Below are 26,656 nucleotides of genomic sequence, written 5' to 3'. Positions count from 1 at the left end.
CTTTAATAGTGATTACATGTAAAAATACAATGAAGAAGAAAAAAAGATGAGAAAGTATTTTACAATCCTCGATTTAGGGGTTATGGCACTCAATAAAAATGTTGCTGTTTTTGGTATTACACTAGGTGTTTTACTCGCTTTTGTTAACGTCGTTTTACGTTATTTTTTTGAAATGAGCTTGACTTGGGCAGGAGAGCTTACCAACTATTTATTTATGTGGTCAGCACTTTTTGGTGCGGCCTATGGTTTTAAAAAAGGTGTGCACATTTCTGTGACCATGCTTTTAGAAAAATTACCACCGATGATGGCAAAAGTCATTTTAATGGCTGCGCATCTCTTTAGCTGTTTGTACTTAGGCCTGATGGCATATTTGGGGTATGAATTAACCCTGATGATGATGGATTTTGGTGAAATGAGTATCGACCTTGGTGTACCGATGTGGATTCCACATTTAGTACTTCCTTTAGCCTTTGTCGGAGCTTCTTTTCGAGCAGGCGAAAAAGTGTTTGAAGTCGCAGAGATGAACGCAAACAATGTTGTGGTGAACCACGAATTAGAAGCGATTAAAGATTCATTGGAAATTAGAGGAGTTAAAGATGTTAATGCTTAGTATATTTGGATTGCTCTTTCTTCTCATGTTCCTAGGTGTTCCCGTATCTGTCTCTTTGGGTGCGAGTACACTGATTACGGCTTTCTTTTTTACCGACATGGACTTAATGGGCATTACCTCACATGTGTTTGATGGTCTCAATAAATATACGTTGATGGCGATTCCTATGTTTATTTTAGCGGGTTCTTTTCTCTCTAAAGGTGGTGCGGCGAAGCGTATTATTGATTTTGCGCAATCCATCGTAGGACACCTTCCTGGTGGTCTGCCTATTTCGGCGATTTTTGCATCAATGATTTTTGCAGCCGTGAGTGGAAGCTCACCCGCAACCGTTGCGGCGATTGGTTCTGTAATGTTTTCAGCGATTAAAGAAGCGGGGTATCCTAGAGGTTATGCGATTGGTACGATTGCAACATCAGGAAGTTTGGGTATTTTGATTCCACCATCTATCGTTTTTATCGTGTATGGTGTCACCGCAGACCTTTCCATTGGTAAACTCTTTATGGCAGGTGTTATTCCGGGTCTTCTTATAGGCTTTATGCTTATGGCACTGACCTATGTAGGTGCGGTACGCTTAGGCTTCAAAAGACAAGAACCTGCTCCATTTAAAGTTCGTTTGAAAAAGTTTAAAGAGGCATTTTGGGCATTGATGCTCATTGTTGTGGTTATCGGCGGAATTTACGGTGGTCTCTTTACCCCAACCGAAGCGGGTGCGGTGAGTGCGGTGTATGCTTTTGTCGTCTCTGTCTTTGTTTATAAAGATTTGAAACTTAAAGATGTCTATCCTATTATCATCGAAGCGGCACTAACAAGCTCAATGATTTTCTTTGTTATCGCCAATGCGATGATTTTTGCGCACTTTTTAACCGATGAGACGATTCCTCAGCAAATCACGCAAATGATTATGAATGCCAATGTTGGACCGATTATGTTCTTGGTTATTGTCAATATCTTGCTCCTTTTGATGGGACAATTTATGGAGCCTAGTTCCATTGTTATGATTACCGTACCACTTCTATTGCCATTGGTTTTAGCACTCGGTATTGACCCAATTCACTTTGGTGTTATCATGGTCGTCAACATGGAAATTGGTATGATTACCCCGCCTGTTGGACTGAATCTCTTTGTGGCAGCAGGTATGACGGGGCTGAGTCTCAAAGAGGTCGTTGTGGCATCCCTTCCGTGGGTTGCTGTTTTATTTGTAGGACTTATTATTATTACGTATATACCTATCATCTCTTTGTGGTTACCACAGTTAATGTTTGGTATCTAATCTTCCCATTTACAACACGAAGAAGGCATTTGCCTTCTTCACTTTTACATGTAAAGCTTTTTAAACCCTTTTGACGCTTTGCTTACTCTTCAATAACCGCACCAAAACGTCTTTCTCTTTGAGTGTACTCAGAAACAATCGTTTCTAACTCTCCCACTGAAAAATCAGGCCACAGCGTTTTACTAAAAAAAAGCTCCGCATAGGCAACTTGCCATAATAAAAAGTTTGAAAGACGTCCATCCCCACCTGTTCGAATGAGCAAATCCACAGGAGGCATCCCCGCCGTATCAAGATGAGACTCAAGTATCTCTTTGGTGATTTCACCGTTTACATGTAAAGATTTTTGAATGGCTCGAAGAATTTCATCGTGTGCTCCGTAATTGATCGCCAGTACTTGCGTAAGCCCCGTACAATGCGCTGTTTGCTCTTTGGCGTAAACAATTTCTTGTTGCAAGGTCGTTGAAAATTTACTCATATCTCCAATCACATCAAAACGAATATTATTTTCTAAAAGGGTGGGAATTTCACTGTGAAGGTATTTAGAGAGGAGTTTCATAAGAACAGCAACTTCTGCTTTGGGTCGATTCCAATTTTCAGTGCTAAACGCATATAACGTTAAATACTTAATGCCCATTTTTGAAGCGTATTTGGTGATTTCTCTGACTTTTTTTGCTCCCTCTTTATGCCCAAAAGAGCGCTCTTTACCTTGCCTTTTTGCCCATCTTCCATTGCCATCCATAATCATCGCTAAATGTACCAAATCATTCATGCTTCTACTTCTTCTATCCAATTTTTAATGCGCTCATTTTATCCTCTTTGGCTTTATCTTTACTTGACAAAATGTCTTGCTTTGACTAAAATTACGCCATTACTACTTTTAGAATTCTCACAAAGTAGTCTCATAAAAAATCGACTCGAGTTACTCTATCACTTTGGGATTTTTCCATCCTATCAGAGACTCTAGCTTCATGAATGAATACATCACAACAAAGAAGGCACAATGAGCGGAAATACTCCAACCTCAAATACCCAAACCCCTGCACAAAGCAAACCTACCCACTACACCAAATCACGAACGCATGTTCCAGTAGATGGCTATAAAATTGAAAATCTAAGAACCATTCCCTTAGAAAAACTCTTAGAAATCGCCACTGAACTTGGCATTGAAAATCCAAATGAGCTCAAACGTCAAGATTTGATGTTTGAAATTTTAAAATCCCAAGTCAATCAAGGCGGGTTCATCCTTTTTACAGGTATTTTAGAGATTGCGGGTGAAGGCTATGGCTTTTTACGTGCCACCGATGCTAACTTTTCAGACAGCGCGAATGATGCCTATGTCAGTAGCACCCAAGTGAAAAAATTTGCACTTCGTACAGGTGACATCGTCACAGGTCAGGTACGTCCCCCAAAAGATCAAGAGCGTTACTATGCGCTTTTAAAAATTGAAGCAATTAACTATTTACCTTTAGCCGAGAGCAAAAAACGTCCTCTTTTTGAAAACCTAACGCCACTTTATCCGACTGAAAAAATTAAACTCGAATACGACCCAATGAAAATCACAGGACGTGTGTTAGACCTCTTCACCCCATTGGGCAAAGGTCAGCGTGGGCTTATCGTAGCACCACCACGTAGCGGTAAAACAGAGCTGATGAAAGAGTTAGCACACGGTATCGCACGCAATCACCCCGAAGCAGAACTCATTGTCCTTCTTGTGGATGAAAGACCTGAAGAGGTAACCGATATGCAACGCTGCGTTCAAGGAGAAGTGTATAGCTCTACCTTTGATATGCCAGCATCAAATCATGTACGTGTGGCAAACCTTGTCATTGAAAAAGCAAAACGCCGTGTGGAGATGGGTAAAGATGTTATTATCTTGCTCGATTCTATCACCAGACTTGCCCGTGCGTACAATACCGTCACCCCTTCAAGCGGTAAAGTGTTAAGTGGTGGTGTGGATGCCAACGCTCTTCACAAACCAAAACGTTTCTTTGGAGCGGCTAGAAACATTGAAGATGGCGGAAGTTTGACCATTATCTCAACCGCACTGATTGAGACAGGCAGTCGTATGGACGAGGTTATCTTCGAAGAGTTTAAAGGTACAGGTAACAGTGAAATTGTCTTAGATAGAAATATCTCTGATAGAAGAATCTATCCTGCTGTTAATATTATGAAATCAGGAACGAGAAAAGAAGAGCTTCTTTTAAGCCCTGATACGCTTCAAAAAGTTTGGGCACTGCGTAGTGCTATTAACCAAATGGAAGATATCGAAGCCTTGAAATTCTTGTATGCAAAAATGCTTAAAACCAAAGATAACGAAGAGTTACTCTCTATTATGAACGAGTAAGAGTGGTGCAAAAAACTTTGCACCCTCCCTCCCAATACATCAAAAGGTTATGCCGTGCCACATCAAGTTCTAGCTCTCAAATACCGTCCCTCTTCTTTTGATAAACTCATTGGTCAAGAAGCCATTACACAAACGCTCTCTTCTGCCCTCAATCAAAACAGGCTCTCACACGCCTATCTGTTTTCAGGACTCAGAGGCAGTGGAAAAACATCAACGGCTCGTATTTTTGCCAAAGCACTAGTATGTGAGCAAGGACCAAACGCAACCCCTTGTGATGTGTGTGAGCACTGCTTAAGTGCCAATGAAAATCGCCATATTGATATTATTGAGATGGATGCTGCGTCCAATCGAGGCATTGATGATATTCGTGAATTGATTGAAAGTACCAAATACAAACCCTCTTCTGCTCGATTTAAAATTTTTATTATTGATGAAGTGCATATGCTCACGACTCAAGCCTTTAATGCCCTCTTAAAAACGCTAGAAGAGCCTCCTTCGTATGTTAAATTTATCCTAGCAACCACCGACCCTTTAAAACTTCCTGCGACGATTTTATCGAGAGTGCAACACTTTCGTTTTAAACAAATTAAACAAAGTGATGTCATCAATCACCTCTGCCACATTTTAAATTTGGAAAAAATTGAGTATGAAAAAGAAGCCCTTGAGATGCTCTCTCGTGCGGGAAATGGTTCACTGCGTGATACCTTAACGCTTTTGGATCAAGCGATTATTTATTCTAAAGGTTACATTACGCCTGAACATGTCGCAACGATGCTAGGGCTGTTAGACCCCAAACAGTTAGAAACCCTCTTTAGTGCCATTTTAAACGGCAATAAAACAGAACTATTAGGACTGATTAAAACGCTAGAGAGTTATGAGTGTGAAGTGGTTATGGATGAGTTAATTGCCTATTTGAAAAACGCTTTTTTTGAGCAAGACAGACGCTTTTCAACCCTACTTTATGAACGTTTTTTTAAGATTTTAAGCGAAGCCAAAAGCCTCCTTTACATTAATGCGAATAACGGCTTTATCCTCTCTTTAGTGCTCTTTAAAATGGTTGAGGCAACACACATTAAAACGATAGAAGAGATGATAGACTCTTTAGAAAATGAGAAGCTTCAAATGCCTTTGCATACGCCCATGCAAGAAGAAGAAACAGCGCATCCCCTCCTTCTTGAAACTTCCATGGAAACAGCGCATGTTCCTGATCAAGGGGTAACAGCACAAATGCTTTTTAGCCGTTTGTGCGATAAACTGCTTGATCGTAATGTCGAACTCGGGGAGTGTTTCCAACACCATATCCAGTTTGAGAGTTTTATAGACAACACCTTAACACTCCATTCAACGGCACAGGGTGAGAGTGGAACCATTTTAAAGCATAATTCTGCGATTATTCGTCATTTTGTACAAGATATTTTTGGATTTGAAACGAAGATTAACATTATCAAAAAAGAGCTAGAAGTTTCAACAACACAACCTTTGACTCCTTCCTTTGAAGAAGAAGCCCCGCAAAGTGCTTCCACCATCGAAAATCTAGAATTTGAAGAAAAACCTCAAAGCGAAAGTTGCGCCACAGGCGATTTATTGGCAAATCAAAAAGAGTTTGACGCTACGGAGATTTTAAATACTCCTTTTATTCAACGAGCCACTGAACTTTTTGAACCTAAAAAAATTCAAATTCAACAGAAGATTTAAGATGGAGCCTATTCTTATCCTCAATACCGGAGGGACGTTTAACAAACGCTACAATCCTCTGCGTGGTGAACTTGAAGTTCCCAAAGATAGCAATGCCATAGAGTCTATTTTACACCACTGCTCTAACACACACTATACGCTTCGTTCTATCCTACACAAAGACAGTTTAGAGATGAACGATGCGGATAGAGCCCACATAGCACATACCATTCAAACCTCTACTTCTCACAAAATTTTAATCGTCCATGGAACCGATACGATGGATCAAACAGCACGTTTTTTGGCTTTACATGTAAAAGAGAAATGTGTCATACTTACAGGCGCTATGGTACCTTTTAGTATTGATACCACAGAGGCAACCGCCAACTTTATGTTCGCCCTTGGCGCTTTACATGTAACAGAAAAAAAAGGGATTTATATTGCGATGCATGGCGCTATTGCCGAACATTCACATCTTTATAAAAACAGAGAAAAAGGCATTTTCGAGCGCTGTTAAGCTCGTAATGCCTCCGTCTTACGCAGTAAAAAATGACTCATCACAATGACATAATAAGGATAAATAACAACGCCTATAAAAGGGATAAACGTTAGGGCAAAACAGAGCAGTGAAATGCTCCTCATACCTCCTGAATAGCGTTGTTTCAATACTTTATACTCAGAAGAGGTATTAACCATAGAGGAAACTTCTAGTACTAAGAGTTTATGAAAAAGATAAAAAACGGGTAAGAGTAAAAGAAAATTCAGCAGAGGGATAAACACCAACGGCGATAAGATAATAAATAAAACCGTGGTGATAAGCACACTTTTAAGCATCACGCCTACATAACCTACAAAACCAATCCCTTTTAATGCCACATGAGGATAATAGTTACGTGCGATTTCGCTGATAAAATAGCCTGAGAAAAAACCTACAATGACAGAATAGACCATTAAAAAAAGATAATACACCACCAAAGCAGACGTAAAAAAGAAGAGGATGGAGACCACCGTTTTGGTGATAAAAATCAACGAGACAACGCTAAAAAGCCAACTCTGTTCTAAACTCCCCTCAAAACTTTGCACGCTTTCACTTAACCAAAGCGACAGCGCACCCATCCCTCCAAAAAAGAGCCAAATGATGCCTACAAAAACCAGCAGCGTTAAAAGAAAGGAGACAAGCGAAACCAGCAGAACCCTCGGCGAAAAAGTATCGCCAAGAGATAAGAAAAAAATATTGGTTGATGTTTGTGGTGTATTGGGTGTCATTGCTTATTGAATCGCTTGATTATTGACACTTAGCACACCATTTTTCATGTTAATGTCATAGATAAAATAGTCTCCCTCAGCCTTGCCCAAAGCAAAATCCTTTTTTGCTGTCAGCTGGAGACTTTCCAAAAGCGTACGATCATCTTTGTGAATTTTGACCTTTGAGCTTATATCCAAAAGCCCTAAAAGTGCCAGAGGACTCTGCTGATTGCTGTAACTGTTTTTTGCAAGGGCTAACGTCGTATCGATACTCATATCTTTGAAGTGCATCGTGTCATAATCAATACCTTTAAAGATAAGCCCCAAATCAAATGTAAACCCATGCTGAATCAACGCCATAATATCTGCCAATAAAACCTCATCAGAAGGAGGTGTTTGGCTTATCAACAGGGTATTATAATCTGTTTGCAATTTTCGCATGGCATTGGCATCCACACCTCTTAAAAAGAAATTGGTCAAGAAAGTATCCATTTTGATGCTCTCACCGCTCTCTTCAAGAGCTATTTTATCCAGTGTATATTCGGCTTTCATCAGAAGCTCTTGATTTTTCTCTTCAATGCTACTGGTCGCTTTAAGCCCACCTAATCCAGCCTTAAGTGCCGTAAACTCATCGTTAATTTCAAGCGCATAGTTTCCAATACGCATATCTGCATGATTGTTAAACTCATCATGATAAGTAAAATTATACAAAAACGAGTTAAGCTCACTTTTGGACTCCATCATCTCCGCTTGTGCGGCAATCAGCTGATGTCCAACCCCTAAGCTTCCCACCACAACTTCACCACGATGATCCAATTTAAGCGTATGGTCTTTGGTGTTCAGTATTAACTTACCCCCATCCATGCTCAGCTCTTCTTGAATATCTTTTAAATGAAAAGCTTTGAGTTTTTCATCACTTCCAAAAAGCATATCTGCCCCTAAAACACCTTTTGTCAGCAGAGGCGTGAGCAAAGCCAAAAGCGCTGCATCCGTTTTAAGATTTTCCTGAACAGACGTAGGCAGGGCACTAAGACTTAAAGAGACTTTTACATCTTGTGGCAAAAGATTGCTGTGTGACATCTCTCCTTTAAATTGTAAACCATTGATCGCCTCATTAATCTCCGCCTCGCTTCCTTGTTGAAGGCTTTGCGCAAAGAGTTTGTATTGAGCGTTTTTTTCCACCAACTGCGCCAATAAAAAATCACGAGCTTTTCTTGCATCCGTAACTTCAAGGCTAAACGTTCTCTTCGTTGTAAAATAACCGCTCTTGCTCAACTCTTCTGTTTTAAAACCATTTTTTGCTAAATGGTCTGCTTCTTTTTTAAGCGATGCATCAATTTTTTGTGAAATAACCAGTGGCGTAGCAGCCAATACTGTTACCACCACCACAGAAGCGATAATACCATACGTACGTTTTGTCATTTGTGACCTTTATAATTTATACCCTATCACATAATAGGTGTTTTTATTTGGAACTTTTTCTAAAGTAATTTTATATTTTTCAGCCCATTTAACAATCATCTCATTGACCTCATCGACTCTCGTGGCATCTCCTGCCTCATTTTTGATTTTAAAATAGTCTTTATTGCTTGAAAGTGCGACAAACGAATGAAAAGGTTTAAGGGCATCATGCAATGCCATAAGATGCTTTTCAACATGCTCAAATCCTGAAGTATTGGCAATCACACGCTCAAGTTGCGCTATGGTATTCTCACTGACACTGTAACCTAATTGATTTAAAATCGCTTGTCTATGCATGGTTTCTCCTTTTACATGTAAAGATAAAATTTAACGTTTTTGTGCAATCAGCACATCTTCAATCACTTTTGAAATATCGCCATCTAAAATCGCATTGACTTGAGAATAGGCAATATTGCTTCGGTTGTCTTTGACTTGCTGATAAGGGGCTAGAACATAAGAGCGTATCTGGTGTCCCCATCCAATCTCACTCTTTTCAATCCCATCTTTTTCCGCTTGTTGTTTTTCAAGTTCGAGTTCATACAAACGAGATTTGAGCATTTTCATTGCTGAAGCTCTATTTTTATGCTGAGACCTATCATTTTGACACTGTACTACAATACCTGTTGGCATATGGGTAATACGAATCGCACTGTCTGTTTTATTGACATGCTGACCACCTGCACCGCTGGCTCGGTAGGTATCGACCTTCAAATCTCTATCTTCAAGCACAATGTCAATATCATCATCCACCTCAGGTGAAACCATCACAGAACTAAACGATGTATGGCGCTTTGCATTGGCATCAAAGGGGCTAATGCGTACCAATCGGTGAATACCATTTTCTACTTTAAGATACCCATACGCATTTTCACCGCTAATGATGAAACTCACATCCTTAATGCCCGCTTCTTCACCTTCTTGATAATCAAGCACTTCTACTTTAAAGCCTGAGCGTTCCGCCCAACGCAAATACATACGATACAAAATACTCGCCCAATCTTGACTCTCCGTTCCACCAGCCCCTGGGTGAATAGAAACGATAGCATTTTTCGTATCATTTTCACCGCTCAGCATCATCGCAATTTCAAGATTGGTGATATGATCTTCCACACGCTGCGCATCGTTAAAAAGCTCTTCTATGGTCGTCTCATCGTTTTCAGCATTTGCCATCTCGTACAAATCAACGGCATCACTGACGACATTTTTAGCTTTGGTATAACGATTTAAAAGAGAGTTGAGTGCGGTTTTTTCTTTTTGCATTTCAGCCGCTCTTTTGGCATCATTCCAAAATTCAGGGTCTTGCTCGATGGCTTCAATCTCCCCAAGCCTTTTTGCAATCTCTTCAGGTTTGATAATCTGAGCGATATTATCCACTTTGGTGGTTAATTTTTTTAATAATTCCGTATATTCGTAACTATCCAAACATCTTCCTTTTGATATAATGCGCTTTTTAAAAGTATCTATTTTACTCCAAATAAACTCTAAAGTGCCTAAAATGAAAATAGTAACAACCATTGAAGAATTACGCCATGCACGAGGTGAGCTTTCAAACAGTGTTGGTTTTGTACCAACTATGGGAGCTTTACACAACGGTCATCTAAGCCTCATTCAAAAATCAACAGCTCAAAATGACCATACCATCGTCTCTGTGTTTGTAAACCCTACACAATTTTTAGCGGGAGAAGATTTTGAAACGTACCCCAAACGCACGCAAGCTGATATCAAAATCTGTGAACTCGCAGGGGTTGATATTTTATTTATGCCCAACGCAGAGGCGATGTATGGCGCATGTGAGCCAAGCATTATAGCGCCTAGCACCAAAGCGTACATCCTAGAAGGACTGGCACGTCCAGGGCATTTTGATGGTGTTTTACGGGTTGTTTTAAAACTCTTTAACCTCACCAAACCCTATCGTGCCTACTTTGGAAAAAAAGATGCCCAGCAACTTTATCTCATCCAAAATATGGTCAAAACACTCTTTTTAGACCTTGAGATTGTTCCGTGCGAAATTGTACGAGAGGATGATGGACTAGCGCTTTCAAGTCGCAATGTCTATTTAAATGCACACGAGCGTCAAGAAGCCCTTTTGCTCTCCAAATCCCTTAAAGTTGCTTCTCGTGCACTCATGGGAAAAGAGAGAGATTGTGAGATAATTAAAGCTGAAATGTTAGAAGTACTATCTCCTTTACATGTAGAATATGTGGAAATCTTAAATAGAGATTTTGATACAATACCTTCGATTGAATTAGGCAACTGCATTATTTTAGTCTGCGCAAAAGTGGGTACCACCCGTCTCATTGATAATTTATGGATATAACAAAGGAAAAGCTTGAAAAAACTACATTTAGTCTCACTGGGCTGTAACAAAAATCTCGTGGATAGCGAAGTGATGTTAGGAAAATTGCGTGCGTATGAACTCTGCGACGACGCTTCACAAGCGGATGTACTCATTGTCAATACCTGTGGATTTATCGGACCTGCCAAAGAGGAGAGTCTCAACACCATTTTTGCACTGCATGAAGCTCGTAAAAAAGGCTCTTTGTTAGTTATGGCGGGCTGTTTAAGTGAGCGTTACAAAGAGGATTTAACCAAAGAACTCAAAGAAGTCGACTTGTTTACAGGCGTGGGCGATTATGACAAAATTGATGAGATTATTGCCCTGCGCCAAAACCGCTTCACCCCTTCAACCTACTTAATGAACGAAGAAGAGCGTGTCATTACAGGCTCCAATGCCCATGCCTATGTCAAACTCTCAGAGGGGTGTAATCAAGCGTGTAGTTTTTGCGCCATCCCCGGTTTTAAAGGTAAATTGCACTCACGTACCCTTGAATCTCTCATCAAAGAAGTTAAAGCCTTAGTGTCTAAAGGTTTTTATGACTTTAGCTTTATCTCGCAAGATAGTAGCTCATACCTAAGAGACATGGGCGAAAAAGAGGGACTGATTAAGCTTATTGATGCGGTTGAGAAGATTGAGGGAATCAAGAGTGCACGTATCTTGTATCTCTATCCAACCACCACTTCCAACGCTTTGATTGAGCGCATTATTGCTTCACCACTTTGTCACAACTACTTTGATATGCCTATCCAACACATCAGTGATACCATGCTTAAACGTATGAAAAGAGGAGCAGGACGTGAGCGTATCATGGAACAATTAGAGATGATGCGTAAAGCACCCAATAGTTTTATTCGCACCAGTTTTATCGTAGGTCATCCAGAAGAGAGTGATGCTGAGTTTGAAGAGCTTTTGAGCTTTGCAAAACGTTTCGATTTTGACCGTGTCAATATTTTTGCTTATTCCGACGAAGAAGATACAAGTGCGTACGAAATGCATGGAAAAATTGATACAAAAACCATCAATAAACGCATTAAACAACTCGATAAAATCGTTCAAGCTAAAACCAAACAGAGTTTTGAAAAAGAGGTTGGAAAAGAAGTTCTTATCTTGATTGAAGGTGAAAGCAGTGAACATGAACTCTTTATGGGAGCTAGAGAGCTTTTATGGGCGCCTGGGATCGATGGAGAAATTTTGGTGAATGACTCAGAGGTGGAGAATGTCTCTATTGGCGCATCTTATAGGGCTAAAATCACAGAGCTTGTGGGAGATAAACTCGTTGCAACCATCACCGCTCTTGCATGAGAGCACCTTAGCGTCTCTTCAACATACAAAAAACCTTTTGGCTTTTTCTGGCGGTGGAGACTCTACCGCTCTCTTCTTTTTATTACATGTAAAAGGTATCTCTTTTGACATCGCACATGTCAATTACCAAACACGTCCTCAAAGTCAAGAAGAAGAAGCCTATGCAAAAGAGCTCTCTTTACGCTTTAACAAAAACCTTTTCACCTTTACATGTAACCTAAAAGAGCGCAATTTTGAGCACCATGCCCGTCATGTACGTTATGAATTTTTTGAATCGCTCATCCATGAACATGGCTATGAAACGCTTATTATGGCACACCATTTGGGAGACCAACTTGAGTGGTTTTTAATGCAACTCTGCAAAGGAGCGGGATTGGTTGAAATGATAGGCATGAGAGAGTGGGAGAAAAGAGAAGCGTACACCATCGTTCGTCCACTGTTACATGTCAGCAAAGCGCATCTCAAAGATTTCCTTGAAAAAGAGAAGATTCATTTTTTTGAAGATGAAAGCAACGCCTCTTTTTCTCATCTTCGTAACACATTTCGATACCGCTTTGCTACACCACTTTTAGAAGCCTATGAAGCAGGTATTGCCAAGAGTTTTGCCTATTTAGATGAAGATACCCAAAGACTTCTTCCCAAGAGATTTAAACGCATTAAAGAGCTTTTTATCATCCCATTACACGATGATGATTTGATCAATATTCGCCAAATTGACAAGGCGTTAAAAATCTTAGGTCTTTTAGCCTCTAGCAAAGAGCGTCATGAAATCCTTCAGACACGCAACTGTGTTGTGGGACATACCCTAGCCGTTGTTTTTGGTGAAAATGCTATCTACATTGCGCCTTATCGTAAAACGCCTCTTACAAAAAACGAAAAAGAGATGTACCGAAAAGCCAAGATTCCAGCAAAAATAAGAGCCTATCTTGCTTCAGAGGAAATTGATATTAATGAGGTTGTGTTGCGTTAAGGTCGTAGACTTTAATCTTAAATGTTGATGTAATACTCTTTTTATCGGCTTCAAGGTGAATAGGAAAATCAGCTTGTACAATGTTCTTATAACGATTAAGCCCCTCTAAAAAATGATAAAAATTTGTTGGTGTTTGAAGGGTGGAGGTGACATTCAGTTCATATTCGACAAACTCTTTTTTATACTCTGATTTTGAAATTTCTACCAAAGAGACATCACTAAAAAACTGCATGGCATAACGCATAAATTCATCCTGAGAAAAAGGATGTTTAAACGCAATAATCACGTGTGCATTCTCTTTTTTCAGTTTAGAAAGTTCTGCTTCACGCTCTAAAAAGAGATTTTCAACACGTGTTTTATGAACCAATACCCGTTTATACTCTGCTTGTATAACACGGTGTTCTTTAATATTGGGAATAATTAAGACAAAGACAAAACTAAAAGTAATCACCAAAAAAACCAATAAAAAAAGAAGCAACTTCATAAGATCAATTTTATCGAGGCTTCGATCAAGATTACTCACTGTAACCATCCTCTTCAATGATTTTATTCGTGCTCACAAAATTGTACCATCCCTCTTTGGTTAAATAAAAGGTTGTTTGACTGGTATGAAAAATAGATTTTAGAGGAGCCGCTAAGAGAAAATTAAACGCATCTTGCGTCGGAGAGACCCCGTATAAAATCAAAGAGTTACGCTCCATTTCAACTTTTTTCAAGGTAATTTGATCAGGCACCAAATCAAAAAGGTTATTCATACTATCTTTTAAGAGGGTATTGTTAGAGAAAATCTCTTCTGCTAATGCCTTTTGACGTAAAATACTCCCCAATAAGAGGTCATCCTCATCAATTTTTTGCTCCAGCATCTCACGCTCTTGGGTCAATTTAACCATTCCCTTTTTAAAAGAGTGCATTTCAAAAACAATATAAAAATTAAACATCACCATAAACAGGGTCATTAATGTAATAAAAACAATCCACATCTTACTAAAAAGAGAGAGAAAGGGTTTAGGTCTTGGAGCAATAAAACTTCTCATCCAAAAACCTCTTCGATTGCAATATCACAAATACGCTCACCCACATTCACCTTGTGCACTTCCACGGACATCATCAGCTCATCTTGAATTTGACGAATAAAATCAGAACTGATTTCATATCCATCAAAAATCACAATCTCCTCAATAAATTGACTCACATACAAAGGATTATGATAATACTCCTCAAGCGCTGATTTTAAGTACTTATAAACCAAAAGATCACGCCCATAAAGCTCTAGGCTGATATCTTCTTCTTTTAAAGCATCTAAACCGCTAAAATGCCCTAAAGTTCGTGTATCTACATCTGAAAAGGTATCACCATTGGGCAGGGCATCAATATCTTCTAATTCACTCAATTCTCCAAATTCACCCAACTCTTCTGACTCTTCAGATTTATCTTCTTTCTCAATCTGTAACTCTGGCATCTCTTCATCAGAAGCAAGACCCATCTCTTGTTCTTCATGCTCCCAATCACTCACATCATCAGTATGCGAAAAAGAGGTATCGCTTTGTGTTTTAAAAAAAGCACCAAAATGAAGCTGTTTACCCTCAAAAACCCCAATCACAAAAAAATCATGACAATTTAAAATATAACAGGTTGGTTTTGAGCGCAGTTTTTCATTGACGATAAAGTCATTTAAAACCACAAACGGAGAGTAAATGAGATCCAGCCCGACATCAGAAAAAAGATTCTTTGCCCACTTGATTTCAATGTAAGAAGCATACGCAGACCACTGCTTCGCAAAACTTACAGAATGTACACTGGAGATATCCACATGATGTTTGTTAAAATCCACACTCTGAGTGCCTTCAATCGCTCCTTGTCCTAACGTACTCAGCAATAAAGCGACATAGACAAAACGATACTCATCTTGAAGTTCAACCAGATAGTTTTCAATCGCTTTATCAAGGGCTTCTGTAGGTGGGGTTAAGAGAAACGACTTTGTAAAGCTCTTCTCAATTTTTCCATTTTTGAAAACTTTACAATAGAGCAAACACTCTGTTTCATGCAAAACAATAGAGACAAAAAGATTCTGGAATTTTTTTTGAAAAAGTTCTCTCATGCCCATGCGACTGACTCTTTGTTCACTGCATTACTCTTGTGTTGATTTGAATTTGAATATATATTAGACTATTATTGCTTAAGTTTCGTAAAATATTAAGCAAAAGCAGTACCATTTTCATACACTTTATTCGTGTACATGTTCTAAGAGTCGCTTTTGTATGAGCGCTTTTGCCTCTTCCAAAGAGAGTTCATGCACATAAAAAGGATCACTGTAATAAAAATGGAGCGTACTAAAAGGTTTGGGAATGCAAAAACGATCCCAACTTTTCATTTTCCACGAAGCAGATGGCTCACAGTGCATCGTAATAATAGGCACCTGTTTCATACACGCCATTGCCGCAACACCATTTGCCACACTGTGTCTAGGACCTCTAGGACCATCAGGAGTAATGCCGATATCACGACCATTTTGAAGGGCTTTGAGGGCTTGACGTAATGCTGAGACACCCCCTTTTGAAGAACTCCCCCGAATGGTTCCACCCCCAAAAATTTGCATCAGTTTAGCCACCAGTTCACCATCAAAATGATGACTCACAATCGTATCAATGCTCACCCGTTTTGAATAGTACGTATAAGCAGCCGCAGCCATCAAAAGCTCACCGTGCCAAATCGCATAAATACTTGGCGTCTGTGAACCATTGATAGAAAAATGAAATCTCTTTTTACATGTAAAGAAAAGAAGTTTAACAAAAAGATAAACGAGAGGTGGAACACACCACACTAAAAGCTTCCGCTTAAAAGGCTTAGAGAACAATTTCGCCATACAATGAAAGTCTTTTTGGATTGGTGATTTTAATAGGAATGGTTTGACCCAATAAATTCTCATCACCTTTAATTTGCACGAGCGCATTATTATCCGTACGTCCCGCTAAAAAGCCACTGTTGCGCAATTCATCAATATAGACAGGATAAATTTTATCTGTTCTACTCGTTGCAATTTCATCTAAAATAGTATCTTGCATTACTTGCAAACGATCTAAACGCTCCGAAGCGACTTCATTGTCAACTTGATTGGTAAATTCTGCTGCTTTGGTTAAAGGTCGAGCCGAATATTTAAACGCAAAAACTTGCTCAAAACGAACCTGTCGCATCACATCAAGGGTATCTTCAAAATCAGCATCACTCTCACCAGGAAATCCTACGATAATATCAGTGCTAATAGAAACATCAGGGATCATAGCACGAAGTTTTAATGCTCTATCCAAAAACCACTCTTTGCTATAACCTCGCTTCATCGCCGCTAAAATCTGTGTTGAACCACTTTGAAGTGGCATATGCATTGATTTGCAAACTTTAGGGTTATGCGCAAAGGTCTCTAAAAATTTATCGTCCATGTGCAACGGATGCGGAGAGGTAAATCGAATACGCTCTACCTCTTCAATCTCACTGACACGGTTCAATAAATCTGAAAAATCCATCTTTTCGTGTGTGCTGGAACTAAAACGTTTGCCGTAGTTATTGACATTTTGTCCCAATAAAAAAATCTCTTTTGCTCCCTTTTGGGCTGCTTTTTGAGCTTCTTTAATAATCAAATCCGCAGGAATAGAAATCTCATCACCTCTGGTGTGAGGGACAATGCAGTAGGTACATTTTTTATCACATCCAATGGAGATATTGACATACGCTTTATAAAGATTATTGCGATAATCACCAAACGCATAATCACTCTCATCATAGTCAATGTCAACGCTTAAAAACTTCTCTGTATTGACAGCTGTGGCGATTTTAGAAACGTTACGAGCACCCACAACAAAATTGACATAAGGAGCACGCTTAAAAATCTCTTTTCCTAAATGACTCGCAGTGCACCCACAAACCCCTATTTTTGCACCCTCTTTTTTTTGAAGATTGTATTTGCCAATCTCTGAAAAAAGTTTACTCACAGGCTTTTCACGCACACTACAGGTATTGACCAAAATCAAATCTGCCTCTTGTAGATTGTCGGTTAAAACATAATTTTCTTTATCACCAAGCTCTGCGATGATATGCTCAGAATCACGCACATTCATCGCACAACCCAAAGTCTCGATATAAAGCTTTTTCTCCTCTTGAATACCCAAAATCTCGCCTTACAAAATATGTACTTCGTACATGTAATCACCCTCACCCAAACCGTATTTAATATCACGGAGGTAAACGCTAAATCCTTTAGTTTCAAATGTCTCCACTAAAGCCACAAGGTCTTTGTGCGAATTTTCTTTGTCAAAATAGAAAATTTTCTGCCCCTCTTTTTCAATAATTTCAGTTATTTTTTCCAGAGTAATTGTCTTGGGTTTTCCATTAATTTCATTTCTTGCTAATTTGATTTCCATCGTAAACCTCTTTTCTATTCGAGAAAGTTATCGTATGTGTCTAAAATGCACAAAGATATATCGCGAAGTATACTTTTTTTTCAATAAATTCCTTATTAAGAGTAAAAAATGAAAGCTTTCTAAAGAAAAAAGCAAGAAGATTTTAGCTATAATAACACTCTTCACCTCGCAATCGTTCAAATTTCCATTTTTTTGATTTTTCATCATTGCGATTATCACATCATGATATAAAATTATGTATCTTTACTAAGGAACTCTATGGAAAAAATTGTAGATATTATAGAATCTATTGCCCATGAAAAAGGCTTAGATATTAACGAAGTTCGCAACACCGTTACCATGGCGCTGGTTAAAACAGCTAAAAAAATTTATGGCGCAGAGTATGAATACGGTGCGGAAATTGATTCTGCAACTAAAACACTTAAACTCTATCAAAAAGTCATTGTTGTCAGCCCTGATGATGAACGTTTATTGGATGGAAATGAAAATTTTATTGCTATTAAAGAGGCAAAAGAGGTTGACCCAGAAATTGAAATCGGGGATGAACTTACGTATGAATTACCCCTTGATAATTTGGGTAGAACTGCAGCGGCAACGCTTCAGCGAGAGCTAGAGTATCACATTCAACGCCTTTTAGAACATAACATTTTTGATAAATACCAAAAAATGGTCGGAAAAACCGTTTTTGGCAGCGTTGTACGTGTCGATAATGATGAGAACACCTATATTGAAATTGATGAAATCAGAGCAGTTTTACCTCGTAAAAACCGTATCAAAGGTGAAAAATTCAAAGTAGGCAATGTGGTTAAAAGTGTGATTCGAAAAGTCCTCATCGATAAAGCGCAAGGGATGTATGTCGAACTCTCCCGTACCAGCCCTAAATTTTTAGAGTCACTGTTAGAATTAGAAGTTCCTGAAATCAAAGATGGATTGATTAAAATCATGGGAAGTGCACGTATTCCAGGGGAGCGGGCTAAAATTTCTTTAGTCTCTTTTCATCCTAATATTGATGCCGTTGGTGCAACCGTTGGAACCAAAGGAGCTCGTATTAATGCGGTCAGTAAAGAGTTACACAATGAAAATATTGACTGTATTGAGTTTTCAAGTGTCCCTGAAATCTTTATCTCACGTGCACTCAGTCCTGCGATTATTTCGAACGTTAAAATTCAAAATAACAAAGCAATCGTCACTCTTCCAAGCGATCAAAAATCTAAAGCTATTGGAAAAAATGGTATCAATATTCGCTTGACATCTATGCTCACAGGATTTGAAATTGAGTTGGTTGAGTCTGGAAGCGGTACATCATCCACAGAAAATACATCTGATGAACTGGCAACAGAACGTGATCCTAACGCCCTTAAAAACCTTTTTGGCGGACTCTAACACTTCTTACATGTAAAGCTTCTACGCTTTACATGTAAGCTTCTTCTTTCCCCTAATCTGTCTTTTCTTTCACGTAATTCGCCCCTTGATTGATCTTCTCTTTTGTCCATTCGGCACCATCTCGTGTATCTTTTTTAATACCACCCCATGTGGCACATCCCGAAAAACATAGAATACAAAAGAGTATTATGAGAGACTTTATCATACGGTTCTCCTTTTAAAATGAGGATTGAGTTTTGTTAATATTATATCAGCAAGCATATTACCAAGTAAGGTCAAAAAAGAGGAAATAATCAAAATACCCATAATCACAGGATAATCTCGACTGAGCGCACTTTGATAAAACAAAAGTCCCATACCATTAATCGCAAAAATGGATTCTAAAATGACACTCCCGCCAATCAATCCAGGCAAAGAGAGTCCTAACATCGTTATAAGAGGAGGTGAAAGATTGGGAAGGATAAAACGCCACAAAAGATTGCCTCCCTCAATGCCTCTACTTTTTGCAAAAAAGATATAATCACTCTTTAAAATATTCAGTGTCAAACTTCTCACATACAAAATTAAACTTCCAAGTCCACCAAAAACCATAACAAAAATGGGCAATACCAAATGCCATGCGCTGTCTAATAGATACGCTAAACCCTCACTCTTGATACCCTGAGAATGAAGCCCAGAAATAGGAAAGAGTTTCCACTCCACGGCAAAAAAAATCACTAACAACAGCGAAAGATAAAAGGATGGCATGGCATAACTGATGAGCGAGAGTTGTTTGATGCTTTTGTCATACCACGAATCCAAACGCATAGCAGATTTAATGCCCCAGTAAAGCGCTAGGACAAATACAATAACCATACTCACCCCGTTCATTAAAAGGGTAATGGGCAATCGCTCAAGAATCTCACTACGAACGCCTTTTCCACTGGCAAACGAAATACCAAAATCAAGGTGTAAAATAGCATTAAACCAAGCAAAAAACTGACTGACACGTGACTGATCAAGCCCGTAAACCCTTTTGAGTTGTTCTAGGGCTTCTGGTGTAATATTTGGATTTAAATCACCGCTGGCAAAAAAGGAGTTTGGAGCTAAATGAATCGCTCCAAAAGAAATAAGAGAAATTAAAGAGAGCATGAGGAAAAGATACAAAATTTTTTGTAGCAAACTCCTCATCCACACACCTACTTCTGCTTGTCCCAAGCAAGAACAGTATGCCCTTCATCATCTGTCTCATCCATGCCCATACCCATAATATTATACCCAGCATCTACATAATGAATTTCACCCGTTACCCCACTCGCAAGGTCACTAAGCAGATACATACCACTGTTGCCTACTTCATCGGTTGTTACATTTTTACGAAGAGGAGCATTGACTTCATTCCAATTTAAAATCATTCTAAAGTCACCAATTCCACTCGCAGCTAAGGTTTTAATAGGCCCTGCACTAATCGCATTCACACGAATACCACGGCTCCCTAAATCAACCGCTAAATAGCGAACACATGACTCAAGAGCTGCTTTTGCCACACCCATAACATTGTAATGAGGCACATAACGAGGTCCACCTAAATACGAGAGTGTCAGTACCGAAGCATTGTCATTCATAACAGGTAAACACGCACGGGTTAAAGCAACCAATGAGTACGCAGACGTTCCAAGCGCAATATCAAACGCTTCTTTCGTCGTATCGACGAAATGTCCACTCAATGCCTCTTTGGGCGCATACGCAACAGAGTGAACCACAAAATCAATCTTTCCAAAATCTTTTTCTAAAGAAGCTGTCAGTGCTTCTAAGTGCGCTGGATTGTTAATGTCTAGTTCATACACTTTATCGCAACCAAACTCTTCAGCAATAGGGCGTACCCGCTTTTCTAATTGCTCATTCAGATAGGTAAACGCTAACTCTGCACCTTGTTCTTTACACGCTTTGGCAATGCCATATGCGATTGACTTGTTATTCGCAATTCCGACAATAAGACCTTTTTTGCCCTTCATAAACATCTACTAAACTCCTCTTATTTTTTAACACTATCAGCAATGCGAATCATTTCACAAAATGCTTCTTCATTCCAACTCGCCGTTCCTACTAAAACACCATCACACTCTTTTACATGTAAAATAGATTCAATGTTTTCTACTTTTACACTTCCTCCGTACAAAAGAGGTTTTGAAAGCTTTTCTCGCAACCGTTCTAAGACCTCTTCTATATCTTCCAATCGTGCACTTAATCCCGTACCAATCGCCCAAACAGGCTCGTAGGCAATAATGAGTTTTTCATAGTGAATATCAATGCCCTCAAACTGCTCCCACAAATAGCTCATCACAGCATCAATACCTTGCATGCGAACCTCTGCTGGCTCACCCACACAATAAATAATTTCTGCATCTCTGGCTTTGGCAAAATCATACTTTTGAGCAATGAACGCATGGGACTCTTTTAAAATATGACGGCGTTCACTATGACCAATCAATACCGTCTCAATCCCAAACTCTTCAAGCTGTTCAAAACCGATTTCACCTGTAAAAGAACCATTTTGCACAGGGTAAAAATTTTGCGCACCCACTTTGAGATTTTTGACCTCATCAAAAGAGTTTAATGCCGTAAAAGGAGCAAAAATACGAACTTCTTGCTCACTTTTTGTGCGAGTCATACATGCTTGAATGCTCTTAATAAAACTATCCGCTTTGGCACGGGTATAATTTGTTTTGAAGTTTGAGGCAATCATCATGCTTAGAGGTTCTCACTTTTTGCAAGGACTTTAACACCAGGAAGTTCTTTTCCTTCAATAAGCTCTAAACTAGCCCCACCACCTGTGGAGATAAACGTCATCTCATCGGCGTCCCCCGCACGGGCGACCACATCTGCCGTATCGCCACCACCGACAACGGTTGTGGCATGCGCTTCTGCAATCACATGGGACATTTTAAAGCTTCCTTTGGAGAATTTCTCAAGCTCAAACACACCCATCGGTCCATTCCACAAAATGGTCTGAGCGTCCGCTAAGGCTTCTCTAAAGAGACGTGAAGTCGCAGGTCCAATGTCAAGCCCCATCCATCCCTTAGGAATCTCTTGAACCGTGACAAATTTAATGGTCGCATCTTGTGAGCAGGTTTGTGCAGCAACGACATCCACCGGTAAATAAATCTTAACGCCCAAACGTTTTGCCTCTTCCATCACACGATTCGCTTCATCCAGCAAATCATCCTCAACAATGGAATTTCCAATATCAAGCCCTTGTGCTTTTAAAAAGGTAAACGCCATACCGCCACCAATCACAAGTTTATCCACACGAGGCAATAAATTAACCAAAGCTTGAAGCTTACCACTCACTTTACTTCCACCTACAACCGCTACAAACGGACGTGTTGGACGGCGAAGGAGATTGCGTGAAAACTCTATCTCTTTCTGGAGCAAAAATCCAGCAGCCGATGTTTTTTCATTGAAATAGTGTGTAATCGCCTCAACCGAAGCGTGCGCTCTATGGCAAACGCCAAACGCATCGTTAATATAAATATCCGCCATATCCGCTAAAGCTTTGGCAAACTCTTCATCATTGCTTGTTTCACCTTTATGAAAACGTAAGTTCTCAAGCAACAGCACCTCTCCTGATTGCAAAGCAGCCGCTTTTTCAACCGCGTCTTTACCAATCACATCACTCGCCAACATGACCTCTTTATCTAAAAGGCGTTTGAGTCTCATCTGCACAGGAGCGAGGGAGTATTTTTCATCCACAACACCCTTAGGGCGACCTAAATGGCTTGCTAAAATAATGGAACAGCCATGATCTAAACAATAACGAATCGTAGGAATGGCTGAGCGCACACGTCTATCATCGGTAATATTGGTAAACTCATCCAAAGGGACATTAAAATCACAACGAATAAAAACTTTTTTTCCTGCAATATCGAGGTCTCGAATCGAGCGAATCATGCCTTATCCTTTACTTGCTAATGTGCAATGCCATATCAACTAAACGGGTTGAATAGCCCCACTCATTGTCATACCATGCCATAATTTTAATCATATCACCACAAATCACTTGTGTTAAATCCACCGCTACAATCGAACTCCATGAAGTGGTTAAAAAGTCTTGAGAAACTCTTTGTTCTACATCCACTTCCAAAATACCTTTAAGCACACCCTGCGCTTTTTCGCTCAAAATCGCATTGACCTCTTCTTTAGTCGTTGCTTTTTTTACCACCACATTTAAATCTACCATAGAAACATTGGGTGTTGGAACACGCACACTTTGACCGTGTAATTTGCCTTTAAGATGCGGAAGGACAAGACCTATCGCTTTGGCTGCACCTGTGGTCGTAGGAATCATATTAACAGCAGCTGCACGGGAACGACGTAAATCGTTTTTGCGATGCTTCACGTCCAAAATATTTTGATCATTGGTATAAGAGTGAACGGTGGTCATCAACCCTTTTTCAATCCCAAACGCATCATCTAAAATTTTTGCCACAGGTCCTAAACAGTTTGTGGTACAACTCGCATTGGAGATAATCGCTTGATTTGCGTATTGATCTTCATTCACACCAATCACAAACGTTGGGGTATCGTCTTTTGCCGGTGCTGAGAGAATTACTTTTTTAATCCCATTATCAATAAAAACTTGCGTATCTTTTTGTGTGAGCAGTGCACCCGTACACTCTAAAACAACATCCACCCCGTAATCTGCAAAATTAAGCTCTTTTGGGTCACGTGTAGAGAACATTTTAACTTTAGATTTACCCATTTGCATATAATCATTTTCAAGCAACTCAACGTGCCCAGCAAAAACACCATGTACGCTATCGTATTTGAGTAACTGTTTTGTAGTAGCGCGATCTGCTGTATCATTGACACATACCAACTCAACATCATCTCTTGAATCAATAATTCTTGCAACGCATCTTCCAATGCGACCAAATCCATTTATAGCAATTTTGAGTGCCATAGGTTTTCCTTTTGATATAATAGTCATTTTTTATCGTGAATGTGCTTTGAGAGAAAAGCAGATTATTTTAGCGAAAATGTTGTATAAAAAAGTTTAAACTCTTTGGAGCATCTTTGTGAATATTGCTATTTTTGGAGGTTCTTTCGACCCTCCGCATACAGGACATGAACGTATTGTCACCAAAGCCCTTGAGGTACTTGATATTGATAAGCTATTGGTTGTCCCTACGTATTTGAGTCCATTTAAAGAAACGTTTTGTGCGCCCGCCCCCTTGCGTCAAGCATGGCTTTCCAAACTCTTTGAGCATGAAAAAAAAGTTGAAATTTTTGATTATGAATGCAATCAAAAACGTCAAGTTCCAACGGTTGAAACCGTTTTACATGTAAAAAGTCTTTACCCTCACGCAAAGCTCTATCTCATCGTAGGAAGCGATAGTTTTCTCTCTTTGCCACTTTGGAATCGCTATGAGGAGCTATCACACCTTGTTGAGTTTGTTGTCGCACCACGTGGAACATTTAGCCCGCCCAAAGACTTGAAAATTTTACCAATTAATGTTAATATCAGCTCTTCAAAGCTACGTTCATTTTTAGATAAGCGCTTTATTCCAAAAGCCATTGAAGATGAAGTGATAGCGTTTTATACAAGGAATCCAATGGATAGTAGAATTGAGAAAATTGTCACAGCGTTAAGTGATAAAAAAGCAGAAGATATTCAAGTGTTTGATATGAGTGGCAAAGACTATTTTGTTAATACCGTCATTATTGCAACAACCATGGGTGAGAGACACGGACTTTCACTCTTAGATCACCTTAAAACGGAACTTAAAGGTGCGGGCGAGAGCTTTTTAAATGTCGATGCGGACGATAACTGGACCGTCATTGATATGGGAGATATGCTCATTCATCTTATGACTCCACAATATCGCCAAAAATATAACTTAGAAACTTTCTTGAAAGAGAGAGAAGAAGAGATGAAAAAAGTACGAGGCGTTGAGTAAAACGTGTTAAAAACCTCTTAGGTCTTGCCTAAGAGGTTTGATTGACCTTACAGTTTAGCGTCAGGTTTTGGTGTTTTTGCTGTACTCTCTGGTAATTCTGGATAGGTGATTACAGGTTTTCTTCCTTTTAGTGCTTTCAAAAATGTCTCTATTTTTGCAGCTTCTGCATCATTAATCGTAATACCAAGTTGTGTACTTCCCATATCTTGAATCGCTTCTTTGAGTGTCCAAATTGCGCCATTGTGATAGTACGGTGCTGTTTCCGTAATATTTCGAAGTGTTGGTGTTTTAACCATACCGTTTTTATCTCCCGCAAATCCACCAAGAGAAGCAAATTTGTATTTACCTGCCACTTCAAATGGTTGCATGGTTCCACCTAAAGCCACACCGTTGTGACATGCCGCACATCCCTTATCCATAAAAACTTCAAGCCCCTCTTTTTCTGCTTTACTAAGAGCATTATCATTGCCATTCATAAAATCATCAAAGCGTGAAGGAGTAATGAGTGTTTTTTCAAAAATAGCAATCGTTGATGTGATTTTTTCAAAGCTAATTTTGACATTATCACCATACGCAAACTTAAACTCATTCACATACTCAGGGATAGAATTAATACGTTGCTCGACTAACTTAGGTGGCGCTGCCATCTCAGGACCTGCTTGAACGGGACCTTGCGCTTGATCCGCTAAGTGAGGACTTCTACCATCCCAAAACTGTGCTTTAAAAAACGCAGAATTGTACACCGTTGGTGAATTTAAATGTGCAGGATTAGCTGTCCAACCATGCCCAATCGCCGCAGCAATCCCATCTGCTCCACCCAAACCTAAATTATGACAGGTATTACAACTAATTAAAGAACTTTTGGACATACGAGGGTCAAAGTAGAGTTTTTTGCCCAATTCTACTTTGGCATCGGTGATTGGGTCTTTAGGATCATCGATCAACTTTAAAAGCTCTAATTGACTCGTAGGAATGGCTTCAATACCATTATCCTTTACTTTTTGAACCAAGTTACTTGCTCCAAAAACCATTGTTGCACTCATAGCACATACACTAAGAACCTTAGAAATCTGCATTTATTCTCCTTTTTAAGAATGTAAAAAATTATAAGAATATTTATCTTAAATAATAATAAATATTGTTTAGGTTTTTTTTGCATTACTGTGCTATAATTTCATAATCTCATTACAAAAGTGTGGTGACACCAATGGAACACTTCAAAGCGCTTTTACAAGCCAATCAACTTAAATCAACCCACCAACGTTTAGCGATTTTAGAAGCTATTGAACGTTTTGGACACATCGACATCGATACGCTCTATACGACTATTACGCAAAAGTATCCGACCATGTCCAAAGCTACGCTTTATCGAAATATCAATGATTTGATGAGTTTTTCTATTTTAGAAGAAGTTAAATTACCCCATCAAAAACAACATTACGAGATAAAAAAAGTACCTCATGTTCATCTCATCTGCACAAAGTGTGGTGGAATTGAAGATATTTTTATAGAAACAAAATCCCTTTTAGAAACCATTTCATCACAGAGTGGCTTTCAAATACAAAAAAGTTTTATCGTCATGAATGGCATTTGTAAACGATGTTCTGGTAAAAAATAAATATAAACCTACTAGATTACATCGTCTTATTTTTTTATAGATGCTCTTAAGCTTCTCTTCCCTATACTCATAGTTCTCATAATTACATGT

29 protein-coding genes are annotated in these 26,656 nt (G+C 39.2%); 11 read left to right on the top strand and 18 right to left on the bottom strand.

The features are described from left to right. The first annotated feature begins 46 nt into the window (after positions 1–46). Positions 47–610: a TRAP transporter small permease gene (locus SDEL_RS02290; protein WP_012856249.1), complete on the top strand. Its 564-nt coding sequence runs from the start codon at positions 47–49 to the stop codon at positions 608–610. Next, on the top strand, positions 597–1,880 hold the full coding sequence (locus SDEL_RS02285; RefSeq protein ID WP_012856248.1) for a TRAP transporter large permease: 1,284 nt from the start codon (positions 597–599) through the stop codon (positions 1,878–1,880). Before SDEL_RS02290 ends, SDEL_RS02285 begins: the two co-directional genes overlap by 14 nt. 82 nt (positions 1,881–1,962) lie before the next feature. Here the strand turns inward: SDEL_RS02285 and SDEL_RS02280 are convergent, their stop codons facing one another. Further along, complete coding sequence (locus SDEL_RS02280; protein ID WP_012856247.1) at positions 1,963–2,649, bottom strand: di-trans,poly-cis-decaprenylcistransferase; 687 nt, start codon at positions 2,647–2,649, stop codon at positions 1,963–1,965. 231 nt (positions 2,650–2,880) lie between these two features. Between SDEL_RS02280 and rho the strand changes: the two genes are divergently transcribed. Genes rho through SDEL_RS02265 form a run of 3 tightly spaced genes read left to right on the top strand, consistent with a single transcriptional unit; the run spans position 2,881 to position 6,415 of the window. Next, positions 2,881–4,224, top strand: coding sequence for a transcription termination factor Rho (gene rho, locus SDEL_RS02275; protein WP_012856246.1), 1,344 nt, complete (start codon positions 2,881–2,883; stop codon positions 4,222–4,224). Between the two features lie 54 nt (positions 4,225–4,278). Further along, complete coding sequence (locus SDEL_RS02270; protein WP_012856245.1) at positions 4,279–5,919, top strand: DNA polymerase III subunit gamma/tau; 1,641 nt, start codon at positions 4,279–4,281, stop codon at positions 5,917–5,919. A gap of 1 nt (position 5,920) precedes the next feature. After that, a complete protein-coding gene (locus tag SDEL_RS02265; RefSeq protein WP_012856244.1) occupies positions 5,921–6,415 on the top strand; it encodes an asparaginase domain-containing protein in 495 nt (164 codons plus the stop codon). Here the strand turns inward: SDEL_RS02265 and SDEL_RS02260 are convergent. From SDEL_RS02260 to prfB, 4 genes are read right to left on the bottom strand one after another with little or no spacing between them, the layout of a single operon-like run. Continuing rightward, entirely contained in the window at positions 6,412–7,164 is a 753-nt protein-coding gene (locus tag SDEL_RS02260) for an EI24 domain-containing protein (protein WP_012856243.1), read from the bottom strand. The two genes, SDEL_RS02265 and SDEL_RS02260, sit on opposite strands and share 4 nt — an antisense overlap. A 3-nt stretch (positions 7,165–7,167) precedes the next feature. After that, a complete protein-coding gene (locus SDEL_RS02255) occupies positions 7,168–8,565 on the bottom strand; it encodes a DUF945 family protein (protein WP_012856242.1) in 1,398 nt (465 codons plus the stop codon). A 9-nt stretch (positions 8,566–8,574) separates the two neighbouring features. After that, positions 8,575–8,901, bottom strand: a complete 327-nt coding sequence (locus SDEL_RS02250) for a hypothetical protein (RefSeq protein ID WP_012856241.1) — start codon at positions 8,899–8,901, stop codon at positions 8,575–8,577. A 30-nt stretch (positions 8,902–8,931) separates the two neighbouring features. Beyond that, entirely contained in the window at positions 8,932–10,026 is a 1,095-nt protein-coding gene (gene prfB / locus SDEL_RS02245) for a peptide chain release factor 2 (RefSeq protein WP_012856240.1), read from the bottom strand. 73 nt (positions 10,027–10,099) lie between these two features. On the opposite strand from prfB, the gene panC reads away from it, so the two are divergent. The 3 genes from panC to tilS are packed head-to-tail and all read left to right on the top strand — an operon-like array spanning position 10,100 to position 13,214. Beyond that, positions 10,100–10,921, top strand: coding sequence for a pantoate--beta-alanine ligase (gene panC, locus SDEL_RS02240; protein WP_012856239.1), 822 nt, complete (start codon positions 10,100–10,102; stop codon positions 10,919–10,921). A 12-nt stretch (positions 10,922–10,933) separates the two neighbouring features. After that, positions 10,934–12,244: a 30S ribosomal protein S12 methylthiotransferase RimO gene (gene rimO / locus SDEL_RS02235; protein WP_012856238.1), complete on the top strand. Its 1,311-nt coding sequence runs from the start codon at positions 10,934–10,936 to the stop codon at positions 12,242–12,244. After that, a complete protein-coding gene (gene tilS / locus SDEL_RS02230; RefSeq protein ID WP_012856237.1) occupies positions 12,219–13,214 on the top strand; it encodes a tRNA lysidine(34) synthetase TilS in 996 nt (331 codons plus the stop codon). The genes rimO and tilS overlap by 26 nt, the downstream gene beginning before the upstream one ends. Here the strand turns inward: tilS and SDEL_RS02225 are convergent. From SDEL_RS02225 to SDEL_RS02200, 6 genes are all read right to left on the bottom strand, one after another. Further along, positions 13,192–13,746, bottom strand: a complete 555-nt coding sequence (locus SDEL_RS02225) for a hypothetical protein (RefSeq protein ID WP_425352953.1) — start codon at positions 13,744–13,746, stop codon at positions 13,192–13,194. The two genes, tilS and SDEL_RS02225, sit on opposite strands and share 23 nt — an antisense overlap. After that, positions 13,730–14,248, bottom strand: coding sequence for a hypothetical protein (locus tag SDEL_RS02220; RefSeq protein ID WP_012856235.1), 519 nt, complete (start codon positions 14,246–14,248; stop codon positions 13,730–13,732). The genes SDEL_RS02225 and SDEL_RS02220 overlap by 17 nt, the downstream gene beginning before the upstream one ends. Continuing rightward, positions 14,245–15,312, bottom strand: a complete 1,068-nt coding sequence (locus SDEL_RS02215) for a hypothetical protein (protein WP_223295829.1) — start codon at positions 15,310–15,312, stop codon at positions 14,245–14,247. Before SDEL_RS02215 ends, SDEL_RS02220 begins: the two co-directional genes overlap by 4 nt. Before the next feature lie 126 nt (positions 15,313–15,438). After that, positions 15,439–16,035 carry a lysophospholipid acyltransferase family protein gene (locus tag SDEL_RS02210; protein ID WP_223295828.1) on the bottom strand — a complete coding sequence of 199 codons (597 nt, stop codon included), beginning with the start codon at positions 16,033–16,035 and terminating at the stop codon, positions 15,439–15,441. Between the two features lie 22 nt (positions 16,036–16,057). Beyond that, positions 16,058–17,374 (bottom strand): tRNA (N6-isopentenyl adenosine(37)-C2)-methylthiotransferase MiaB, encoded by a 1,317-nt coding sequence (miaB, locus tag SDEL_RS02205; protein WP_012856232.1) that lies wholly within the window; start codon positions 17,372–17,374, stop codon positions 16,058–16,060. A 9-nt stretch (positions 17,375–17,383) separates the two neighbouring features. After that, entirely contained in the window at positions 17,384–17,626 is a 243-nt protein-coding gene (locus tag SDEL_RS02200; RefSeq protein ID WP_012856231.1) for an HP0268 family nuclease, read from the bottom strand. A 258-nt stretch (positions 17,627–17,884) separates the two neighbouring features. Here SDEL_RS02200 and nusA point away from each other — a divergent pair, with 258 nt between their 5' ends. Further along, complete coding sequence (gene nusA / locus SDEL_RS02195) at positions 17,885–19,009, top strand: transcription termination factor NusA (RefSeq protein WP_012856230.1); 1,125 nt, start codon at positions 17,885–17,887, stop codon at positions 19,007–19,009. Positions 19,010–19,061: 52 nt separating this feature from the next. On the opposite strand, the gene SDEL_RS12020 is transcribed toward nusA, so the two are convergent. From SDEL_RS12020 to gap, 6 genes are read right to left on the bottom strand one after another with little or no spacing between them, the layout of a single operon-like run. Continuing rightward, positions 19,062–19,214 (bottom strand): hypothetical protein, encoded by a 153-nt coding sequence (locus SDEL_RS12020; protein ID WP_012856229.1) that lies wholly within the window; start codon positions 19,212–19,214, stop codon positions 19,062–19,064. Beyond that, on the bottom strand, positions 19,211–20,179 hold the full coding sequence (locus SDEL_RS02190; RefSeq protein ID WP_012856228.1) for an ABC transporter permease: 969 nt from the start codon (positions 20,177–20,179) through the stop codon (positions 19,211–19,213). Before SDEL_RS02190 ends, SDEL_RS12020 begins: the two co-directional genes overlap by 4 nt. Positions 20,180–20,187: 8 nt before the next feature. Beyond that, on the bottom strand, positions 20,188–21,009 hold the full coding sequence (fabI, locus tag SDEL_RS02185; RefSeq protein WP_012856227.1) for an enoyl-ACP reductase FabI: 822 nt from the start codon (positions 21,007–21,009) through the stop codon (positions 20,188–20,190). A gap of 14 nt (positions 21,010–21,023) precedes the next feature. After that, positions 21,024–21,737, bottom strand: coding sequence for a triose-phosphate isomerase (locus SDEL_RS02180; RefSeq protein ID WP_012856226.1), 714 nt, complete (start codon positions 21,735–21,737; stop codon positions 21,024–21,026). A gap of 2 nt (positions 21,738–21,739) precedes the next feature. Beyond that, positions 21,740–22,939, bottom strand: a complete 1,200-nt coding sequence (locus tag SDEL_RS02175) for a phosphoglycerate kinase (RefSeq protein ID WP_012856225.1) — start codon at positions 22,937–22,939, stop codon at positions 21,740–21,742. A gap of 10 nt (positions 22,940–22,949) precedes the next feature. Further along, positions 22,950–23,951: a type I glyceraldehyde-3-phosphate dehydrogenase gene (gene gap, locus SDEL_RS02170; protein WP_012856224.1), complete on the bottom strand. Its 1,002-nt coding sequence runs from the start codon at positions 23,949–23,951 to the stop codon at positions 22,950–22,952. Between the two features lie 115 nt (positions 23,952–24,066). Between gap and nadD the strand changes: the two genes are divergently transcribed. Next, positions 24,067–24,948 (top strand): nicotinate (nicotinamide) nucleotide adenylyltransferase, encoded by an 882-nt coding sequence (gene nadD, locus SDEL_RS02165; protein ID WP_012856223.1) that lies wholly within the window; start codon positions 24,067–24,069, stop codon positions 24,946–24,948. A gap of 47 nt (positions 24,949–24,995) precedes the next feature. Here the strand turns inward: nadD and SDEL_RS02160 are convergent, their stop codons facing one another. Next, on the bottom strand, positions 24,996–26,024 hold the full coding sequence (locus SDEL_RS02160) for a cytochrome-c peroxidase (RefSeq protein WP_012856222.1): 1,029 nt from the start codon (positions 26,022–26,024) through the stop codon (positions 24,996–24,998). A gap of 131 nt (positions 26,025–26,155) precedes the next feature. On the opposite strand from SDEL_RS02160, the gene SDEL_RS02155 reads away from it, so the two are divergent. Further along, positions 26,156–26,566, top strand: a complete 411-nt coding sequence (locus tag SDEL_RS02155) for a Fur family transcriptional regulator (RefSeq protein WP_012856221.1) — start codon at positions 26,156–26,158, stop codon at positions 26,564–26,566. Positions 26,567–26,656 lie beyond the last annotated feature (90 nt).

Origin of the sequence: Sulfurospirillum deleyianum DSM 6946 (assembly GCF_000024885.1) — a bacterium.
GTDB lineage: Bacteria > Campylobacterota > Campylobacteria > Campylobacterales > Sulfurospirillaceae > Sulfurospirillum > Sulfurospirillum deleyianum.
The sequence above is the reverse complement of the archived record's forward strand: the minus strand, read 5'-3'. Positions and strand labels throughout refer to the sequence as shown.

Coding starts and splice junctions, on each gene's coding strand:
- fabI (WP_012856227.1), bottom strand. CDS start 21,009: ATGTTTATGAAGGGCAAAAAAGGTCTTATTGTCGGAATTGCGAATAAC.
- SDEL_RS02215 (WP_223295829.1), bottom strand. CDS start 15,312: ATGAGAGAACTTTTTCAAAAAAAATTCCAGAATCTTTTTGTCTCTATT.
- SDEL_RS02200 (WP_012856231.1), bottom strand. CDS start 17,626: ATGGAAATCAAATTAGCAAGAAATGAAATTAATGGAAAACCCAAGACA.
- SDEL_RS02290 (WP_012856249.1), top strand. CDS start 47: ATGAGAAAGTATTTTACAATCCTCGATTTAGGGGTTATGGCACTCAAT.
- SDEL_RS02285 (WP_012856248.1), top strand. CDS start 597: ATGTTAATGCTTAGTATATTTGGATTGCTCTTTCTTCTCATGTTCCTA.
- SDEL_RS02160 (WP_012856222.1), bottom strand. CDS start 26,024: ATGCAGATTTCTAAGGTTCTTAGTGTATGTGCTATGAGTGCAACAATG.
- SDEL_RS02265 (WP_012856244.1), top strand. CDS start 5,921: ATGGAGCCTATTCTTATCCTCAATACCGGAGGGACGTTTAACAAACGC.
- panC (WP_012856239.1), top strand. CDS start 10,100: ATGAAAATAGTAACAACCATTGAAGAATTACGCCATGCACGAGGTGAG.
- SDEL_RS02175 (WP_012856225.1), bottom strand. CDS start 22,939: ATGATTCGCTCGATTCGAGACCTCGATATTGCAGGAAAAAAAGTTTTT.
- rho (WP_012856246.1), top strand. CDS start 2,881: ATGAGCGGAAATACTCCAACCTCAAATACCCAAACCCCTGCACAAAGC.
- gap (WP_012856224.1), bottom strand. CDS start 23,951: ATGGCACTCAAAATTGCTATAAATGGATTTGGTCGCATTGGAAGATGC.
- SDEL_RS02220 (WP_012856235.1), bottom strand. CDS start 14,248: ATGAGAAGTTTTATTGCTCCAAGACCTAAACCCTTTCTCTCTCTTTTT.
- SDEL_RS02255 (WP_012856242.1), bottom strand. CDS start 8,565: ATGACAAAACGTACGTATGGTATTATCGCTTCTGTGGTGGTGGTAACA.
- SDEL_RS02190 (WP_012856228.1), bottom strand. CDS start 20,179: ATGAGGAGTTTGCTACAAAAAATTTTGTATCTTTTCCTCATGCTCTCT.
- SDEL_RS02260 (WP_012856243.1), bottom strand. CDS start 7,164: ATGACACCCAATACACCACAAACATCAACCAATATTTTTTTCTTATCT.
- SDEL_RS02225 (WP_425352953.1), bottom strand. CDS start 13,746: ATGGTTACAGTGAGTAATCTTGATCGAAGCCTCGATAAAATTGATCTT.
- nusA (WP_012856230.1), top strand. CDS start 17,885: ATGGAAAAAATTGTAGATATTATAGAATCTATTGCCCATGAAAAAGGC.
- SDEL_RS12020 (WP_012856229.1), bottom strand. CDS start 19,214: ATGATAAAGTCTCTCATAATACTCTTTTGTATTCTATGTTTTTCGGGA.
- SDEL_RS02250 (WP_012856241.1), bottom strand. CDS start 8,901: ATGCATAGACAAGCGATTTTAAATCAATTAGGTTACAGTGTCAGTGAG.
- SDEL_RS02180 (WP_012856226.1), bottom strand. CDS start 21,737: ATGATGATTGCCTCAAACTTCAAAACAAATTATACCCGTGCCAAAGCG.
- SDEL_RS02155 (WP_012856221.1), top strand. CDS start 26,156: ATGGAACACTTCAAAGCGCTTTTACAAGCCAATCAACTTAAATCAACC.
- SDEL_RS02280 (WP_012856247.1), bottom strand. CDS start 2,649: ATGAATGATTTGGTACATTTAGCGATGATTATGGATGGCAATGGAAGA.